The sequence below is a fragment of the Bradyrhizobium archetypum genome (assembly GCF_013114835.1).
GTDB classification, from domain to species: Bacteria; Pseudomonadota; Alphaproteobacteria; order Rhizobiales; family Xanthobacteraceae; genus Bradyrhizobium; species Bradyrhizobium archetypum.
The window spans coordinates 379983-397898 of the sequence record NZ_JAAVLW010000001.1 but is presented as its reverse complement, the minus strand read 5'-3'; the positions used below and the strand labels follow the sequence as shown (position 1 = coordinate 397898).

Sequence of the window (17916 nt, the reverse complement as noted above, 5' to 3'; positions counted from 1 at the left end):
TTACATTACTCGGCTTTTGGAGCGATTGGCGAACTGACGGTAGCGACAGCGATTGGTGCGGGTTGTGTCGTGCCGAGCGAGGAGGTGGCATCGCTGGTCTGTGGCGGGCGGGACGTCGGCGGTGAAATCGAGACCTGCCCGCGGCCGATCACGGTCCCGGAGACTGTGCGCTTCGACTGCAGGTTCATGACGGTGACGACGTCGCCTTCGGTGCCGTTCTCCAGTGACTTGCCGCGCATGGTGAGATAGATTCCGGGCGCCTCATAGATCAGCATGACGCTCTGGTCGCGCTGCACCAGATCAGGCTTGGCGAGGTCGGCAATCTTGATTGGCTGGCCGGCGCGGAGCTGGCGGCGGGCCTGCATGCCGACCGCGCGGTCGCGCATGACGGCATCAGCACCGACTTCCGCTTTCGGGCGGCGCTCGACCATCACGTCGGACGATTTCAAGACTTCATTGCGTTCGACGTTGCGCGCCAGCACCGCGGCCTCGACGGTCTCGATCGCCGTGCCGGTGAAGCGGAGCTTGGCGGCGGCGGCGCCGTTCTCGTTGGCGATCTCAAAGGTGACGTCGAAACGGCCGGTGCGGTTGTCATAACGCGCGATGGTCGGTTGCACGGCGCCGCTGAAGCCGGCGTCCAGCCTGATGTCGCCTGGATCGCGGTCGAAGGTCAGTGACAGATTGGCGGCATCGCCAAGGCCGTTGCGGCGCTCCAGCGCTTGCGCAACCTGCAGCTCGATGTCCTTGCCTTGGAGCGTGCGGGCCAGGCGCGTTACCGAAATTTCCTTCAGATCGCGGGTGTCGACGCCAATCACATGATGGGCGCGAAGGGTGTTGAGCACCTGCGCCACCGGCAGCGAGCCCGTGGTGCCTAAATCCGGAGCGCGGTAGATCGCGATCTGCCCGGCGCTGCCGGCATTGTCGATGACGTCGCCGATCCGCACCAGGTCGCTGGACACCTGCACGTTGGCGCGCAGCACGGGTGCGGCGATCACGTTGCGGTTCGTGAAGGTTTCCCGGGTCTGCGCAAGCGCCGCCGCGCTCGATGCAGCGATCAGGGCGGTAGCCAGGAGGAGGGCGCGGGCGATCATGACCAATCCTCAGCGGAACATGTTGGAGGTGGATTGCAGCATTTGGTCGGCCGCGCTGACGACCTTGGCGTTCATCTCATAGGCGCGCTGGGCGGCGATCAGGTCGGAGATTTCGGTCACCACCTCGACATTCGCCTGTTCGAGGTTGCCCTGCTGCATGTCGCCAAACCCGTCGGTGTTGGCGACGCCGTCCTGCGGCGTGCCGGAGGCGGGAGTGTCGGTGAACAGATTGTCGCCGATCGGGTTGAGGCCGGCCTTGTTGATGAAGCGCGTAAGTCCGATCTGGCCAACCAGCGTCGGCGTGGTCGAGCCCGGCAGCATTACCGTGAGCTGGCCCTGGGCGTTGATGGTGATTTGCGAGGAATTCTGCGGGATCGTGATCGTCGGCTGCACCGGATTGCCCTGCGCGGTGACGACGCGGCCCTGCGCGTCCATCATGAACGAACCGTCGCGGGTATAGGCATAGGTGCCGTCGGGCATCTGAATCTTGAAGAAGCCTTCGCCGCGGATCGCGATGTCGAGATCGTTTCCGGTCGGCGACAGCGTGCCCTGGCTCATCAGACGCGGCGTGCCCACGGTCTTGACGCCGCCGCCGACGTCGACGCCGACCGGCAGGATGGTGCCCTGGTCGGAAGCCTGCGCGCCAACCCGGCGCACATGGTCGTAGATCAGGTCCTGAAACGCCGCGCGCTGCTTCTTGTAGCCGGTGGTGCGCATGTTGGCGATGTTATTGGAGATCACCTGAACGTTGAGTTCCTGTGCCGCCATGCCGGTCGCTGCTGTATAGAGTGCGCGCATCGATCTATGCCTTAAGCGTTATGCCGGAACGTCGGCGAGTTTCTCGACTGCGGTTCGGTGCAGGTCGTGCTGCTGTTGCAGCATCGCCGAGATTTGCGTGTAGGTGCGCGTGATCTCGATCATGCGGCTCATTTCGTGGACCGAATTGACGTTCGACTTCTCGATGTAGCCCTGGTCCACGCGCGAGGCGGTGTCGGGCTGCGGCGCGACGCCCTGGCCCGCGGAGTAGAGGTTGCCGCCTTCCTTGACGAGCTTCTGCGGGTCGGCAAAGGAGACCAGCCGCAGCTTGCCGCGGACCGAGTCGGTGCGGCCGGTGCCTTCGACGACGGTGATATTGCCATCGGCTGCGATGTTGATCGACTTGTCGGTCGGCTGGAACACGATCGGGCCGGAGTTGCCCATCACCGGATCGCCGCTTGCGGTCACAAGCTGGCCCTGGTTGTTGATCTGCAGGCCACCGTCGCGGGTGTAGCGCTCGCCGGCAGCCGTCTGAACCACCAGGAAGGCCTTGCCGTCGATCGCGATGTCGAGCGGGTTCTTGGTTTGCTCGGAGGGACCGGCCGAGAAATCGTGGAAGGTGGCGCGGTCGTGCACAAAGGAGACGCGGCGGTCGGCGCGCACGAAATTGTCTTCATGCGCCGGCGAGCGCAGATATTCCTCGAACAGCGACCGGTCGGCCTTGAAGCCGGTCGTGTTGATGTTCGCGACGTTGTTGGCGACGACATCCAACTGCCGTTCCAGCGTCATCTGCCGCGATAGTCCGACGAGAAGCATGTTCTCCATCGGTGGTTCTCCCCTTTGATCGATCCGAGGCAGGCTCTCCCAAGCCCGTGGTCCGGATCCGTCGTAACCATTGGGCTCTCCCAAGCCGGCCGGTCACGCCGTCTTCTCAGCGAAAGCCGTGCCAAGTCGGGAAACTCTGGCTTTTTAAGGGGTTAGGCGTTTTTCGGGTTTTCAGGGGGGCGGCAGAAAGGTCTTGTTGACCATGTTTGCCCGGCAGATTTTTCCCAGTTGGGCGCCAATGGAAAGGTTCCGTTAACCATTATTACCCTAGCGTTGCATGCATAGAGAGCGCGTGTGCGCTGGCGGCTTTTGTTTCGCGTTGTGGGGGCATCGTTACCCGGGGCTGGTGGCAACCGCGTTCGTTTCCTGAATCGAAGCGGGCGGGGCAATGGCTGAGAACGAGCAGGCGGAAAGCGCAGACGGCGCAGAAGCCGCAGCGTCGAAAAAGGGCAAGCTCAAGCTGATCATTGCGGTCGCCGGATTCGTCGCCATCCTTGGCGCCGGTGCGGGCTGGTTCTTCTTGTTGCGCGGCCATGGCGAGGAGAAGCACGCCGAGGCGCCGCCGCCGAAGCCGCCGTCTTATGTCGAAGTGCCCGACATGATGGTCAACCTGGTCGGCGCCCCCGGCGAGCGCGTGCAATATCTCCGCGTCAAGGTCGTGCTCGAGATCAAGGAAGAGAAACAGGTGGAGGCGATCAAGCCGAACCTGCCGCGCGTCACCGACCTGTTCCAGACTTACTTGCGCGAACTGCGTCCCTCCGACATCAACGGTTCGGCCGGGCTGTTTCGCCTCAAGGAAGAATTGACCAAGCGGGTCAACTCAGCCGTGGCGCCGCAGCAGGTGAGCGCCGTGCTGTTCAAAGAAATCATGGTTCAGTGACGGAACGAATTTAATCATGGCCGGTAACGACCAGATGGACCAGGATGCGATAGCCGCCCAATGGGAGGCATCGCTCGATTCCGAAGATCCCGCAGCGGCCGCGGAAGAAGCTGCCGCCAATGAACTCTCCGAGAGCATGGCGCTGCAATGGGCGGCCATGGTCGAGGATGGCGGCCGTGAATTCGGCAACAAGAATTCCGGCGAGCGTGTTCTATCCCAGGAAGAAATCGACAATCTGCTCGGCTTCACCGTCGGCGACGTCAATCTCGACGACCATTCCGGCATTCGCGCCATTATCGATTCCGCGATGGTGTCCTACGAGCGTCTGCCGATGCTCGAAATCGTGTTCGATCGCCTGGTGCGGTTGATGACCACGAGCCTGCGCAACTTCACCTCCGACAACGTCGAAGTCTCGCTCGACCGCATCACGTCGGTCCGCTTCGGCGACTACATGAACTCAATTCCCTTGCCGGCCGTGCTCAGCGTGTTCAAGGCCGAGGAATGGGAGAATTTTGGCCTGGCGACGGTCGATTCCAGCCTGATCTATTCGATCATCGACGTGCTGCTCGGCGGCCGGCGCGGCCAGACCTCGCTGCGCATCGAGGGCCGGCCCTACACCACGATCGAGACCAACCTGGTCAAGCGGCTGGTCGAGGTGGTGCTGGCAGACGCCGAGCAGGCGTTCCGGCCGCTGTCGCCGGTGACCTTCTCGATCGACCGGCTGGAGACCAATCCGCGCTTTGCCGCGATCTCCAGGCCCGCCAACGCGGCCATCTTGGTGCGCCTGCGCATCGACATGGAAGACCGCGGCGGCAATATCGAATTGCTGCTGCCCTATGCGACCATCGAGCCGATCCGCCCGGTTCTGCTCCAGATGTTCATGGGCGAAAAATTCGGCCGCGATCCGATCTGGGAAGGGCATTTCGCGACCGAAGTGGCACAGGCCGAGATATCGGTCGACGCGGTGCTGTATGAGGCCGACATTCCCCTCAAGCATCTGATGAAACTGAAGGTCGGCGACACGCTGCCGCTGGAGATGCGTCCCGACGCGTTGGTGTCGGTCCGCTGCGGCGATGTCACGCTGACCGAAGGGCGGATGGGCCGGGTCGGCGACCGCGTCGCCATCCGCGTCACCAAGCCATTGCGCAAGCCGAATACCACCTTCGCGATGTTCGAGAAGGCCGACGAACAAACCAAGTTGATGGAGGCACAATGAGTCATTCCCTTGGCATTGTAATCGAGAGTCTTGTAGCAGTGCTGCTGATGCTCACGATCGGCTATTGCATGCTGCTCAACAAGCGGCTGCAGCGGCTGAAGGCAGATGAACATTCGCTGAAAGCCACGATCGCCGAACTGATCACCGCGACCGAAATCGCCGAGCGGGCGATCGGCGGCCTCAAGCACACCGTGCGCGACGTCAATGAAAATCTCGGCAGCCAGCTCACAGCGGCGACGCAGATGGCGGGGCATCTAAAGAATATGCTCGCCGAAGGTGATGGCGTCATTCGCCGTCTGTCCAAGATCGCGATCGCGGCTCGGCCCGCGCAGGAGGCCGAGCCCGCAGCAGCCCCCAGGGTTTCTTCCGCCAAGGCGGTTGCCGCGGCCGCTGAAGCATTCTCCGAACGCAGAAGGGCCAGTGGCCTCGCCGCATGAAATCGTTTCGCGACATCCGTGTCATTCCGGTCGTGCTGGTCGCGATCTTCGGCCTTGCAGTGCTGAAGGTCGCCGGACTCGTGATCGATGGCGGATACGTGTTCGATTATCAGATCAGCCAGCCGGCCAAGCGCTCTTGGGCGCAGGACAATCTGGGCTACCCTGGCGGCGCCAGGTCCGATGCCGCCGATATTACCGGCTCGGTCAAGAAAGAAGAGAAAAAGGAAGAACCGCCGAAGCCGGCTGCGCCCGCTACCGACGTGCCGAAGCACGATGGCATCGTGGTGTTTCCCGACCAGAACCCGCAATCGGTGTCGCCGTCGGAGCGCGCCATCCTCGAGCGGTTGCAGGCGCGGCGCCAGGAATTGGAGCAGCGCGCGCGTGAGATCGAAATTCGCGAAAGCCTTTTAAAGTCCGCCGAGAAGCGCATCGAGGGCCGCGTCGAAGAAATGAAGGCGACCGAGGCGCGGATCTCGACCGCGAGCGGGCAGAAAGCCGAACAGGACGCCGCCCGCTTCAAGGGCATCATCACGATGTATGAGGGCATGAAGCCGAAGGATGCTGCCAAGGTGTTCGACCGGCTGGAAATGTCCGTACTCTATGAAATCGCCTCTCAGATCGCGCCGCGGAAGATGTCCGATATTCTGGGTCTGATGCAGCCGGAAGCGGCTGAACGGCTAACGGTCGAACTGGCCCGCCGCGCCGGCACCGATAAATCAGCTCCCGTGGCCGAGTTGCCAAAAATCGAAGGCAAGATACTGCAGCAAAAGCCCAACTGACGCGCCAGGCCGACGGTCTGGCGAACGGAATTGTGGCGTCGCCCGGTTCAGAACCTGCGCGGCCCTGATGATACGAACGAGCGATGGGCCACAGAAAGCGCGCCACGTTCGTTGGTTTCGAGGGCGATCTTCTGCGCCAGCATGACATCGCCGGCGACGAGATCGCCATCCGGGACAAAGCACCATTTGCAGACGTGGTGACCCGTGCTGCTCAGTTCCTCGATGTTCGTCTGCGTACCGTGGTGTATCCGGTAGCGCGTTCCGGTGTCGCTACCGACGACATCGAAATATCGAAAGCGCTCATAGCAGGCACGTTGCGCGGGCGAGAGCCAGCCCTTCAAAAGAGCCAGCGCTCGCGCCTCAGTCTCGAAGCGAAACGATCTGCTGCCGGAACTGGATCGCGCCACGACCAGCGAAAGCGCCGACAGCAACATCGTGCCGAGCAAAGCCAGGATGAACGAGCATATCGCAAGGGCGATCTGCTGGGTCACTGCCGTCAGCCACCGACGAGACGCGGATAAAACAGCGTTTCTTCTGCGGTCGGATCGAAGGAACGAATAACCCTTTGCTCGCCGGGCCCCGATCGAACCGCTGCCGTAAAGCCTGCGCCGGTCAATTCCTTGAAACGCCGCTCGGCTTTTTCGACCTCCGCACGATCATGGACGTCGAATGTATGCCGGGTGTCGCCAGTACGATCCATCACGATCTGGGTTGCCATTTCACGCACTCCGAATTGGCTGCCTGAGGCAGGTTTGGCGGACCCGGGGCGTTGGTTGATCGACTGCCGGCCATGCGTCCCGGGTCTATGATCTTCCTAAGACGGGATGGCTGATGTTGGTTCCATCCGTCTCGCGATAATGATTCTGATCGCGGGGCGTGGCGAGACGATGGCGATCACTCCGGTCGGAAGCCCGAATGGGATAGTCCCGAGCTGGATCGCATTTTCGGTCCGCTCGGCGATTTACGCCGTCTGCTCGCAGCGGCAGCAGGTACGCCAGTCGACGCTCCAACGAAATCAATGAGTTGACGTTAACAAAACCTTAAGTCGGCCACTCCAAGATTCAAACCCGCGGGCGAGGGCGCTTCGCCGCAGAATTCATTGAGGCCACGAGATTTCCTGGATGGGGCAACGGGCTGCCACTGGAACTGGGTCGCAGGGCCGTGCTTTGGCGCGGGTGGCCCGGCTTTGCCTCGGCGGGGCGCTTGGCCTTGCCTCGCTGTTCGCCAGCCTGGCGTTGTCGCAGCCCTGCCGGGCCGACGATCCGGTCCGGGGGGAGGCGACGTTTACAGCCGGCGGGGGCTTCGCGCGGCTGGTGCTGAGGCTGGCAGAGGACGTCGAATCCGACGTTTCGACCGCGGGTTCGATCATCATCATCCATTTCAAACGCCCGGTGGATATTCCTGTCGACAAATTATCGGACGCCGTACCCGACTACGTCGGCTCGGCGCGGCGCGATCCCGACGGTACGGCGATCCGGCTGTCGCTGGCGCGGCGGGCAACCGTCAACACCATGACGGCGGGCGAGCGGATCTTCATCGACTTCCTGCCCGATAGCTGGACCGGTCCGCCGCCCGCGCTTCCGGCCGCGGTCGTGCGCGAACTGGCAGAGCGGGCGCGCGCCGCCGAGCGCGCGCTTCGCGCGCAGCTTGCGGTCGCGTCCGCGAAAAAGAGGCCGCCGGTTCGCGTCCGTGCCTCGGTGCAACCGACATTTGTGCGATTCGTGTTCGAGATGCCCGACGGCGTCAACGTGTCATCGGTCCTGAATGAGCAGAAACTGACGCTGCAGTTCAACAGCGTGCTCAATTTCGATCTGGCTGACGCCAAGGTGGCGGCGCCCCCGAACGTCGCGTCGATCAGCCAGCGGGCCGATGTCGACTCTTCCGCAGTCGACATCCTGCTGATCGGCGAGGTCGACGTGCACTCGTTCCGCGAGGAAAAGAACTATGTGATCGATGTCGCCTTCCAGCAGGCGGAAAAGCCCGCTTTGGCTGAGCCGCAGGCAGCGGGCAAGCCGCCCGCACCGGCCAAGCCTGGGTCCGCCTCACGGGTTTCGCGCGACAAGGTCCTGAAAGACTCCCCGCCGCAGCAGCCGGCAGAGATTCCGCCTGCTACCTCGGAAATGATTGCCGAACAGGCAAAGATCGAGATCAAACCCGCACCAGCCGAGGCCGCTGCGCCTGCCGTCGAAAATGGGACGTCTGCCGATGCCAACGCCGCTCTCCCGGCCGAGAAGGTGGCGCCGGAGAAATCACCAGCTCCGGTCGATGCCGCGAAAGCGGCGCTGCCCGCCGAACCGATCCGGGCCGTCGCGGCGGAAGCGCCGAAGCTCGAGGCGCCGAAACAGGCTCTGTCTCCCACCGAGCCGCCAAAGAAAGCAGCGCCGGCCATGTCGAGTCCGTCGCCGGAAAGCGGCGCCAAGGCCGCTTCCGTCGAAGCGAGGCGCGACAGCGATGGGCTGCGCGTGACCTTCTCTTTCGCCGGGCCAACCCCGGCTGCGCTGTTCCGTCGCGCCGACACGGTATGGTTGGTGTTCGACCATGGCAAACCGATCGATATCGAACCGATCCGGACCAATGGAGGCGCCATCATCGGCGATGTCAGCCGGCTGCCGCTGGAAAAGGGCCAGGCCATCCGCATCCGCCTCAACCGGCCGCAGATCCCCTCGCTCGAGAGCGAAGGCCGCTCCAACAGCGCAGAGTGGACGCTGACCTTCGCCGATCGTGGCCAGACGCCACCGCTACCGCTGGCGGTGCTGCGCAACATTACCGATCCCGCGCTCGCCAGCGTCGCCGTGCCGCTGGCGGCTCCCGGTGCAATACACCGGCTGGTCGACCCCGACGCCGGCGATACGCTGTTGGTCGTGACTGCGATGCCCCCGACCCGCGGCCTCATCAAGCGACAGGATTTCGTCGAGCTGTCGCTGCTGGAATCCGTTCACGGCGTGGTGGTCCATCCCAATTCCGATGACATCAACGCTGAGGTCGGCGCCGACAAGGTCATGCTCGGCCGGCCCGGCGGATTGACGTTGTCGTCCGCCGATGTTTCCGCCGAACGCGCCACCGCGGCGGTGCGGCCGCTGTTCGATGCCAACGAATGGCGCAAGAACCGGGAAGAGAAATTCTTCCCGCGGCTGGATTCGTTGATCAAGGCCGCCGCCACCGCGGACCCCGGGCAAAAAGCGCACGCCCGCCTCGCACTTGCTAACTTCTACATGTCGCGCGGGATGTATCAGGAGGCGAGCGGGGTCACCAACCTCATCCTCTCCGAAACCAACCAGGGCAATGAGGATGCCGCCGTGCTGATGGTGCATGCGGTCGCGAGCATCCTGATCGGCCATCCCGAGCGGGCGCTGAAGGATCTTGCCAATCCGGCGATCGGCAACGGTTACGATTCCCAATTGTGGAAGGGGTTCGCGTTCGCCCGTCAGGAAAAATGGGCGGTCGCGCGTGAAAAATTCAAGAACGCCGAATTCTCGATTGCCGCGCTGCCGCCGGAACTGCAGCGCATCGTCATCGCCGATGCGATGCGCGCCGCGCTCGAAGTAAAGGATTACGGCGGGGCCGCGCGGCGGCGCAACGAACTCGAAGTGATCGGCATTCCCAACGAGATGAAGCCCGAGATCGCGGTGCTGCGCGGGCGTCTCGCCGAGGCACTGGGACACGAGAAGGATGCACTCGACGCCTACAGGTTCGCAGCGCAATCAGGTGACCGGGAGGCCTCGGCGGAGGCGACGCTGCTGGAGGCCCTGCTGCGCTACAGGCGCGGCGAACTCGGGCAGGCCGAGTTGACCCGCGAACTGGAGACGTTGTCGGTAATCTGGCGCGGCGACGCGATCGAGTTGAGGGCGTTGAACAAGCTGACCCAGATCTATGCCGAAACCGGGCGCTATGCCGAAGCGCTCGCCGCCGCCAAGACGGCAACCAAGCTGCAGCCCAATTCCGAACTGTCGCGGCAGGGCCAGGATGCCGCATCCGCGCTGTTCGCGGAGATCTACCTCGGCCAAAAAGGCGACGACATGAAGCCGGTCGATGCGCTCGCCATGTTCTACGAGTATCGCGAGTTGACGCCGATCGGCCGGCGGGGTGACGAGATGATCCGGCGCCTTGCGGACCGGCTCGCCGCGATCGACCTGCTCGACCAGGCCGCTGAACTATTGCAGTACCAGGTCGACAAGCGCCTGGAGGGTGCGGCGCGCGCGCAGGTGGCGGCGCGCCTTGCCATGGTCTATCTGGCCAATCGCAAGCCGGACCGGGCGATCATGGCACTGCGCCTGACGCGGATCGCCGATCTGTCCGGCGAACTGCGACAGCAGCGGCTGCTCCTGGAAGCGCGGGCCCAGAGCGATGTCGGTCGCCACGACCTTGCGCTCGATATCATCTCCAACATCCCCGGCCGCGAAGCGATCCGGCTGCGCTCCGACATCTATTGGGCGTCGCGGCAGTGGCGAGAGGCATCCGAACAGATCGAACTGTATTACGGTGATCGCTGGCGTGATTTCAAACCGCTCGACGCCGCCGAGAAGAGTGACATGATCCGCGCCGTCGTGGGCTATGCGCTGGCAGAGGACGCGATTGGTCTGGGCCGCTTCCGGGAGAAATACGCGCCCCTGATGACCGGCGAGGCCGATCGGTTCGCGTTCGATACCGCGAGCAAGCCCGCCGCGTCCAACAGCGCCGAATTTGCTCTGATCGCCAAGATGGCTGCCAGCGTCGATACGCTCGACGGCTTCATTCGCGAAATGAAGATTCGTTTCCCGGACGCCACCGCACGCGCGCCGCTGTCGCCGGAGATGTCTGGAAGCGAGCCGGTCCACACCGGCGCCTTGCCCGCGATCGCCGGTGTCAGGCGGGTTGGGGCAGCGAGATAGCTGAACCGTCGAGAAGAGATTGTTCTCGACAGGCTTGTACTCAATGGTCGGCCAAGCGGCTCGAGTGAGTTTCCCTTCACGAAAAACTTTGCCGGTCTAAGATCGTTCGCAGTACGAACGAGCCCGGGAAGGCGAGGGTGCGGACACGGCCAGGCGGGCGGTTCACATCGGCGCGCTCGGCTTGATCGAAATGTGGATCTGGCAGCAATCCGAAGCTCTGGTTGACGAGCCTCTAGCGCACGCCAAAGCGCGCGAAATCGTCACTGATCTTGGCCTGAATTGCCTGTGCCGCTGATATATCGGAATCGCTGCCGGCCTTGTCGCCGTTCTTTAGCCTGGCAAGCCCGCGCCCGTAGAGCGCGCTCGCCAGCTTCGGGTTGAACCGCAGCGCGGAACTATAATCATCGATAGCCGCGCCGAGCTGGCCCATCTTCAGGTGGACCAGTCCACGCGAGTCAAACGCTACCGCGTTGTTCGGCTCCGACTGAAGCGCCTTGTTGCAATCTTCGAGGGCCGCCTGCAGCGCGCCAAGGATGGCGCGGGTCCAGCAGCGTCCGTTCCACACCGCTTCCGATTTGGGCTCAAGACGAATTGCCTCGTCATAGTCCCGCGCCGCCCGATCGTAGTCATTCTTTTTCAGGTAGGCTCCGGCACGGTTGGCGAACGCCTCGCCGTAATCGGGCTTGAGCTTGATCGCGTCGTCGAACGCTTTGATGGCCCGGTCGTATTGGCCCTTCCGCACGTACGCCACACCGCGGTTGTTGAAGGGCTTGGCGTAAGTTGGATTGAGCTTGATCGATTGATCGAAGTCCTGGATGGCGAGGTCGTGATCCCCACTTGTGGTACGGGCGTTGCCACGATTGTTATAGGCGATCGCCAAGGCCGTTGTCGTACCTTTGCCGGAATCGATGAACGCCGTGCAACCATCAATACGCGATGCGAGCGAGGCGTGATCCGCGGCGTTGCACAGCTCGATGTGCCTGAGATAGCTATCCTTCTTCGCGTTCTGCGCCGCCACCGGTGACCCAAGCAACAGCAAGATGAGCAGGGGTGCCACGCCGCCGATGTTGTCGCCTCTCGAACCAAATTCCATGTCAGGGCCCTTGTTGGGAACTGGAATGTGCGATGGTCTAGCAGCCCCGACAGATGTTCGGTTTGCGATAGGTTTGTTCGGGTTGCTGTGCCGCGGGAATCCGGGCCTTTTTCGTAAGCTTGCTTTTGCCCTCTTCGATCAGCGTGGAAAATTTCACTGTCCCATCATCCGAAATTTCGACATGCGGCGTGGTGCCTCGGATGCCCATGGTTGCAGCAGGCGTATCGACCTTCATATCGCCACTCTTTGCGATGTTGCCGGCAACGAAAGTGAACGTTCCCTTGGTTAGATTGAACAAGGTCGAATTGGACTTCCCGTTTGGGTCGTACACGAACTCGCTCAGGGCCATGCGCGCGTTGTTCGACAAATTGAACGACGTGCCATCGGTAAAATTGATCCCGACCCGGCCATCGGCTCCGGTCTGGACCACGTCGCCAAGATAGACGAGATCGCCAACCTTCGTCTGAACGGGTTGACCAGAGACGTTTGCCTGAATGACCATCGCGTCCGCACGCTCAATTGTGACCGAACCTGTGGCGGCGACAACTTTCCCTATGGGCTTTGATGCGAGGTCCTGAACCGCGGGCCGGGCAGAATTGATTTGCGCCAAGGCGGGACCAGGTAAAATGCTGGCTAACCCTAAACCGAAGCTCGCCAATAAGATAATCGTATGTGTACGCATGATCCCCTCCTTCCCGAGAAGATCTTACTCGCGTGGCCGTCCGACGATCTTCGTTGAATCGCCAGCTAAAGCCTCAATAAACGAAGCCAGACGTCTCATTAAAGACCAGTCACAAGGGACTCGTCCAGTCAATAAGCCACCCTAATCCCGAGGTCGACGGTCGGCCACTAAAAGGTCACATTCCGCGAAGCTAATAATTTCAACAATTCTTGATAGGAAGTGCCGCGCTCGCTACGGTACGATTTAATTCCTGCAACGTGTACTATGTTGCGTTTAAGCGCGTCTCTTTTCTGGATAGATACAGTTATTTTAGATCAGGACGTTTCGGCGGGCGAGCTCAAGGCTGTCAACGCCAGGATATTTTGACCTCACGGCGTAGGCAAAGCCAAAAAAACTGCGGCACCACGCTGGGCCTGAATGATTTGAGCAGGCGAGGTCGAAGCTAATGTTTATTTGGTCCCACGAGTTCGGGGACGTGTGTCAGGACGCCGGGGGCCTGCTTCCCCAAATCATCGGCAATATTCAGACAGCGATCGGATGCGGGACGCTCAGGCGGGCGGGCGGCGCTGCCGTCCAAGTCACGGTTGGCGATGCAGTTTGCCAAGGCGACGTGATCGAGACCGCGGCCGACGGACGCATCGGAATTCGCTTCATCGACGACACCGTGTTCGATCTGTCCGGCGGCACTCGCGTGGTGCTAACCGAATTTGTCTGCAATTCCGACACCGCCTTGCATTCGGCTCAGTTCTGCGTCACCAGCGGGGCCTTCAGTTTCATTGCCGGCCGGGTAGCGAAAACCGGCTCAGTCAGCGTCGATACGCCGCTTGGAAGCATTCGGGCCCGGTCCCATGCCCGCGGGATCGGCATGCTGTCGCTCACCGCTCTGATCTTTTCAGTTATGAAGGAAGTGCAGGCCGCGGAGCCCAACATCACGTTCCTGGACGACGACAGCATCGCATACAAGGACCTCGAGCACGGCGTATTCGAGCTCGTGACCAAGGAGGCGATCCCGCGACACATCATTGTTGACGATCCCGGAGAGACAATCGTCTTACGGAAAAGTGGATCCTCGGTCAGTGTGAACCAGGTCGCGAATACCGTTACTCGAATGGATGAGTTGCAGGCGGCCCAGCAGGATGTGCTTGCCAATCTAACCAAAGGGCAGGGACCCTCCGGCTCGAGCACGCCTCCGCCCGTCAATCCGCTGCCAGTGGAGCGGATTAACTTTATTCAGACTGACGCCCCGTCGTTGCAAAATTCGCTTCCCCCGCTACCGTTCATCAACGTAGCTCCCGAGCTCACGATCATAACTGCCTTACCTCCACCGCCTCCGCCGCCGACGCTGACGGCGGTGGCGGGACCGGCCGAAATCGACACGGTGGCGTTTGACGAGTTCACCGCGACGAGCGGCACGTTCGTTGCCAGCAGCTCCAATAGCAACGCCGTACTAACCTACGGCATCAGCGGGGGCAGCGCCGGCAGTACGGTATGGAACGGCGTGCCCTATGATGTGTCGAAGACGGGCCTCTATGGCACGCTGTATGTCAACAGCACCACCGGCGCCTATACCTTCGTTCCCGACAGTAATGCGATCAACGCCTTAAAGACACCCACGACCGAAAACTTCATTGTTGTCGTGTCGGACGGCACACTCTCGGCCAGCCAGGCCTTCACAATCACCATCAATGGGACCAACGACGCGGCCACCATTTCGGGCATCACGACCGGCGCTGCGATCGAGGCTGGCAGCGCCGCGCCTGGCGCGCCGACCGCAACCGGCACGCTCACCGACACCGATGTCGACGATCCGCCCAACACCTTCACGGCGGTCAGCTCGCCACAGGGCAGTGCGGGCGGCTACGGCACATTCACAATTACCTCAGATGGCGTTTGGACCTACACGCTCGACAACGCCAACAGTACAGTGCAGGCGCTCGGTGTCGGCGATACGCTGACCGACAGCTTCACCGTTACGACCATAGACGGCACCGCGCAGGTGGTGACGATCACTATCAACGGCACCAATGATGCGGCCGTCATTTCCGGCACCACGACCGGCGCAGTGATCGAGGCCGGCTGTACGCCCGGTACGCCGATCGCGACTGGCACGCTCACCAGCACTGATGTGGACAATCCGCCCAACGTTTTCACGGCGGTCAGCTCGCCGACAGCGAGCGCAGCCGGCTATGGCTTCTTCACGATGACGGCGGAAGGCGTGTGGACCTACACGCTCGACGATACGAACTGCGTGGTGCAGGCGCTCAATGTCGGCGACACGCTGACCGACAGCTTCACGATAACCACCGTCGATGGCACCGCGCAGGTGGTGACGATCACCATCGCTGGTACCAACGACCCAGCCGTCATTTCCGGCACCACGACCGGCGCAGTGATCGAGGCCGGCGGCTGTACGTCCGGTACGCCGACCGCGACTGGCAAGCTCACCGCCAGCGACGTGGACAATCCGTCCAACACTTTCGCGGCGGTCAGCTCGCCAACAGCGAGCGCGGGCGGGTATGGCTTCTTCACGATGACGGCGGCTGGCGTGTGGACTTACACGCTCGACGATACGAACGGTGTGGTGCAGGCGCTCGACACCGGCGACACGCTGACCGACACCTTCACGATAACCACCGCAGACGGCACCGCGCAGGTCGTGACGATTACCATCCACGGCACCAGCGACGCGGACCCCAATGATTTCGACAACTTGGCCACTGGGGCAGTGGTAGTATGCGATCCGCCGTACGTTTATGGGACACCTAGAGGCGACAACATCGCGGGAGGAGGCAACGACGGCCAAATGGTTTATGGGGGTGCCGGGAATGACACCCTCAACGGCACCGGCAAGGCTGACATTATCTACGCCGGCTCCGGTAACGACACTGTCAAGGGCAATGACGGGGATGACACGATCTACGGAGGCTCGGGAAGTGATACGATCAACGCAAATAACGGCTGCGATACCATCGTCGGTGGGTATGGGGCGGACTTTCTCACAGGTAGCCACGGAAACGACCGTTTCGTTTATTTGTCCGTGGCGGATTCCAGCGCAGCCCGGTTCGACACCATCTCCGACTTTGTATCGGGATCCGACAAGATCGATTTGACGGCGCTCGGCGCACTTGCCTTTTTGGCGCTGACATCCACAAGCACCTCTGTGCCGGCGCACACCATCGCCTGGTTCTATGACAGCACGAGCAATGAAACGATCGTGTATGTCAATTCGGCGAACCAAAGCCTTGATGTCGGAGATTCCGGCCTGTTGGAGATCCATCTCCAGGGGATTGCGACCGTCAAGGCCTCAGATTTCGTCACAGAATCGACGGCGGCGCCCGTCGTGGCGGCCGCCGAGCCGGTCAATCTTGAACTGACCGCGACGGTGCAAGAAGGCGCGGCTGATGTCACGACATCGACGGCGGCTACTGACGTTTTGTTCAATTGGACCGCAAATGACAGCGGGAATGTCGCCGATTGGAATTGGACTGCGCAAACGACCGTCGTGGACGGCAACGTCGATACCGCGCAAGGTCGGAATGATGCGATCGATTTTGCAAGAGTTACCAGCCCCGACCAAGTCCGCGCGTTTTCGACCGAAGTCACCGGTGAGGCGACGCTTGCCCTGGCGAGCGAACAGTCCGCCGAATCGCAGTCCACTCACGTTGCGGCACTATTAGGCGATAACTTCGTGTTCGATCTGCCGCCGCCGCTCGACAGCGTAACCAGCGACGGCACCGCGGTGGCTTCGATCCGCAAGAGCGATCACCACGAAAAAGCTGCTGCGCACGCAGGCAACGAGCTGCACATTAATCATGGCATGACTTGCGATGATCATGGCGGGATCTGGCACTCCCACAGCGACGCGAAGATAGGCGACCTCGATGTCCATTTAAAGGGTAAGGGTTTCAACGCCGTATCCGCGGAAGTTCTAAAAGGACAGGATGCCAACTCAAACGCGTATTCGCACGCCGACTCGCATCATTCCGTGCAGCCCTTCAATGCCCATGGAGGAAGCCACTCAGCGGCTATCGATTCGCACGGGCTTGGAGACACATTCCACTTCAAGCCCGCGATTTCCGGCTCTCACGGCCTGGCCTCCATTGACCTCGCGGATGTTGCGCACGCCTCGGCGAGCGCCAAGGGCATCGCGATCTCAGGCGAAGTGGCAGCGTTTGAACATTCTTCAGCAGGCCAGCATTCGGTTGACGATATCGATGTCCAGCACCACCATGCGGCGAGCGCTCACGCCCATACGCAGCACGATCTGAGCGTGTGACCCGCGATCCAGCCGCTCAGCGCCGGAGGTGACCCCTCGGGGCGTCAGCTACTGTCGCCGTCGCCGCCAATCAGGCCGAGCTGCGGCAAGCGTCCTAGCTTCGCGGCGATCCAGGTCCGACGTGCTCCAGCCCAATTTTTGACGAGTTGGCTCACTAGGGAAGGCCTCAGCGCCTCTCTGGCGCCTCCTGCAATCGTCTCCAGCTAACCGCCCAAGGCGGCCGTCCGATGCCACTGACCCGCGACCGAATCATAGGACACGACAACGAACGCCTGGCGTTCAGGTTCACCATGCTGAACGAGGCGGATACGGTCGAGTGCCAGATCAGCGACGCCGCGATGGACGAACTCGGAGGCGTCAGGGGTACGGAGAGCATGGCGAGACAGGCGCAGTTCTTGTCATTGAGGGATGCCGTCGAGCGCATCGCATCCGATATCTTCGACAAAAGCCCGTGCGTGAAGGGGCAGGTCGTCAGGATATTTACGAAGCACATTCAGAAGTCGCCGCCACCTCTGGCCGATCCGATCGCGGCCGGTCCGGACCCTGATACGGATAAGGCCGGCTCGCTGCGGCTTGTCGCCGAGGCGAGGCCGGCAAGCATGGTGCAGTAGTGCGCCGTGCTCACTCCTGAACGGGGGCATCGCGCGCGACGGGATGGCGCGGCGCTCGGTCACCCCTCGACAGATGCGCGTCAAAACGGCAACCTGCAGGCAAATGACCTGCCGGAGGACGCCATTACAATGAGCAAGCCTGCCAAAACCGAAGCCGAACTCATTGCGATGGCCCGAGCCGAGCTGAAGGCCCATGTCGATTGTCCCGACGGCATCGATATCTCGGTGCTTCGCGACGGCGATAGCTGGGAGTTCCGCGCGAAGGCCAAAGAGGCGACGATCGCCAAACCGGGCTATCCCGAATGCGTCGCCATGCTGGTTCAGATCGGTGACCACCTCAGCAAGCAATATGATTTCAAGGAGTGAGACGCGGGCGCCCGGCGCGGCCTGACCGTCCGCATC

At 62.0% G+C, this 17916-nt stretch carries 15 protein-coding genes; 8 read left to right on the top strand and 7 right to left on the bottom strand.

Translation table 11 applies throughout. The features are described 5' to 3' along the window. Positions 1 to 5 precede the first annotated feature (5 nt). The 3 genes from flgA to flgF are packed head-to-tail and all read right to left on the bottom strand — an operon-like array spanning position 6 to position 2672. Positions 6 to 1091, bottom strand: coding sequence for a flagellar basal body P-ring formation chaperone FlgA (flgA, locus tag HCN50_RS01770; RefSeq protein WP_171707883.1), 1086 nt, complete (start codon positions 1089 to 1091; stop codon positions 6 to 8). 9 nt (positions 1092 to 1100) lie between these two features. Continuing rightward, entirely contained in the window at positions 1101 to 1889 is a 789-nt protein-coding gene (gene flgG / locus HCN50_RS01765) for a flagellar basal-body rod protein FlgG (RefSeq protein ID WP_171707882.1), read from the bottom strand. A gap of 18 nt (positions 1890 to 1907) precedes the next feature. Beyond that, positions 1908 to 2672: a flagellar basal-body rod protein FlgF gene (gene flgF, locus HCN50_RS01760; protein WP_171707881.1), complete on the bottom strand. Its 765-nt coding sequence runs from the start codon at positions 2670 to 2672 to the stop codon at positions 1908 to 1910. A gap of 388 nt (positions 2673 to 3060) precedes the next feature. Here flgF and fliL point away from each other — a divergent pair, with 388 nt between their 5' ends. Genes fliL through HCN50_RS01740 form a run of 4 tightly spaced genes read left to right on the top strand, consistent with a single transcriptional unit; the run spans position 3061 to position 5984 of the window. Beyond that, a complete protein-coding gene (gene fliL, locus HCN50_RS01755) occupies positions 3061 to 3552 on the top strand; it encodes a flagellar basal body-associated protein FliL (RefSeq protein ID WP_171707880.1) in 492 nt (163 codons plus the stop codon). A gap of 16 nt (positions 3553 to 3568) precedes the next feature. Beyond that, positions 3569 to 4768, top strand: a complete 1200-nt coding sequence (gene fliM, locus HCN50_RS01750; RefSeq protein WP_171707879.1) for a flagellar motor switch protein FliM — start codon at positions 3569 to 3571, stop codon at positions 4766 to 4768. After that, entirely contained in the window at positions 4765 to 5205 is a 441-nt protein-coding gene (locus tag HCN50_RS01745) for a DUF6468 domain-containing protein (protein WP_171707878.1), read from the top strand. Before fliM ends, HCN50_RS01745 begins: the two co-directional genes overlap by 4 nt. Then, on the top strand, positions 5202 to 5984 hold the full coding sequence (locus HCN50_RS01740) for a MotE family protein (RefSeq protein WP_171707877.1): 783 nt from the start codon (positions 5202 to 5204) through the stop codon (positions 5982 to 5984). Before HCN50_RS01745 ends, HCN50_RS01740 begins: the two co-directional genes overlap by 4 nt. Before the next feature lie 47 nt (positions 5985 to 6031). Here the strand turns inward: HCN50_RS01740 and HCN50_RS01735 are convergent, their stop codons facing one another. Together HCN50_RS01735 and HCN50_RS01730 are read right to left on the bottom strand one after the other, a co-directional pair. After that, complete coding sequence (locus HCN50_RS01735; RefSeq protein WP_311966958.1) at positions 6032 to 6475, bottom strand: hypothetical protein; 444 nt, start codon at positions 6473 to 6475, stop codon at positions 6032 to 6034. Positions 6476 to 6480: 5 nt separating this feature from the next. Further along, positions 6481 to 6702 (bottom strand): hypothetical protein, encoded by a 222-nt coding sequence (locus tag HCN50_RS01730; RefSeq protein ID WP_057849287.1) that lies wholly within the window; start codon positions 6700 to 6702, stop codon positions 6481 to 6483. Positions 6703 to 7105: 403 nt separating this feature from the next. Between HCN50_RS01730 and HCN50_RS01725 the strand changes: the two genes are divergently transcribed. Beyond that, complete coding sequence (locus HCN50_RS01725; RefSeq protein WP_171707876.1) at positions 7106 to 10852, top strand: tetratricopeptide repeat protein; 3747 nt, start codon at positions 7106 to 7108, stop codon at positions 10850 to 10852. A 232-nt stretch (positions 10853 to 11084) separates the two neighbouring features. Here the strand turns inward: HCN50_RS01725 and HCN50_RS01720 are convergent, their stop codons facing one another. Together HCN50_RS01720 and HCN50_RS01715 are read right to left on the bottom strand one after the other, a co-directional pair. Then, entirely contained in the window at positions 11085 to 11945 is an 861-nt protein-coding gene (locus tag HCN50_RS01720) for a tetratricopeptide repeat protein (protein ID WP_171707875.1), read from the bottom strand. A 37-nt stretch (positions 11946 to 11982) separates the two neighbouring features. Beyond that, positions 11983 to 12627, bottom strand: coding sequence for a FecR family protein (locus tag HCN50_RS01715; protein ID WP_171707874.1), 645 nt, complete (start codon positions 12625 to 12627; stop codon positions 11983 to 11985). Between the two features lie 475 nt (positions 12628 to 13102). Between HCN50_RS01715 and HCN50_RS01710 the strand changes: the two genes are divergently transcribed. The 3 genes from HCN50_RS01710 to HCN50_RS01700 all read left to right on the top strand — a co-directional run bounded on the left by HCN50_RS01710 (position 13103) and on the right by HCN50_RS01700 (position 17880). Further along, a complete protein-coding gene (locus HCN50_RS01710) occupies positions 13103 to 16903 on the top strand; it encodes a VCBS domain-containing protein (RefSeq protein ID WP_311966957.1) in 3801 nt (1266 codons plus the stop codon). A 227-nt stretch (positions 16904 to 17130) separates the two neighbouring features. Next, entirely contained in the window at positions 17131 to 17514 is a 384-nt protein-coding gene (locus tag HCN50_RS01705) for a DUF1488 family protein (protein WP_171707873.1), read from the top strand. 129 nt (positions 17515 to 17643) lie between these two features. Further along, positions 17644 to 17880 (top strand): hypothetical protein, encoded by a 237-nt coding sequence (locus tag HCN50_RS01700; RefSeq protein ID WP_171707872.1) that lies wholly within the window; start codon positions 17644 to 17646, stop codon positions 17878 to 17880. The last annotated feature ends 36 nt before the right edge of the window (positions 17881 to 17916 follow it).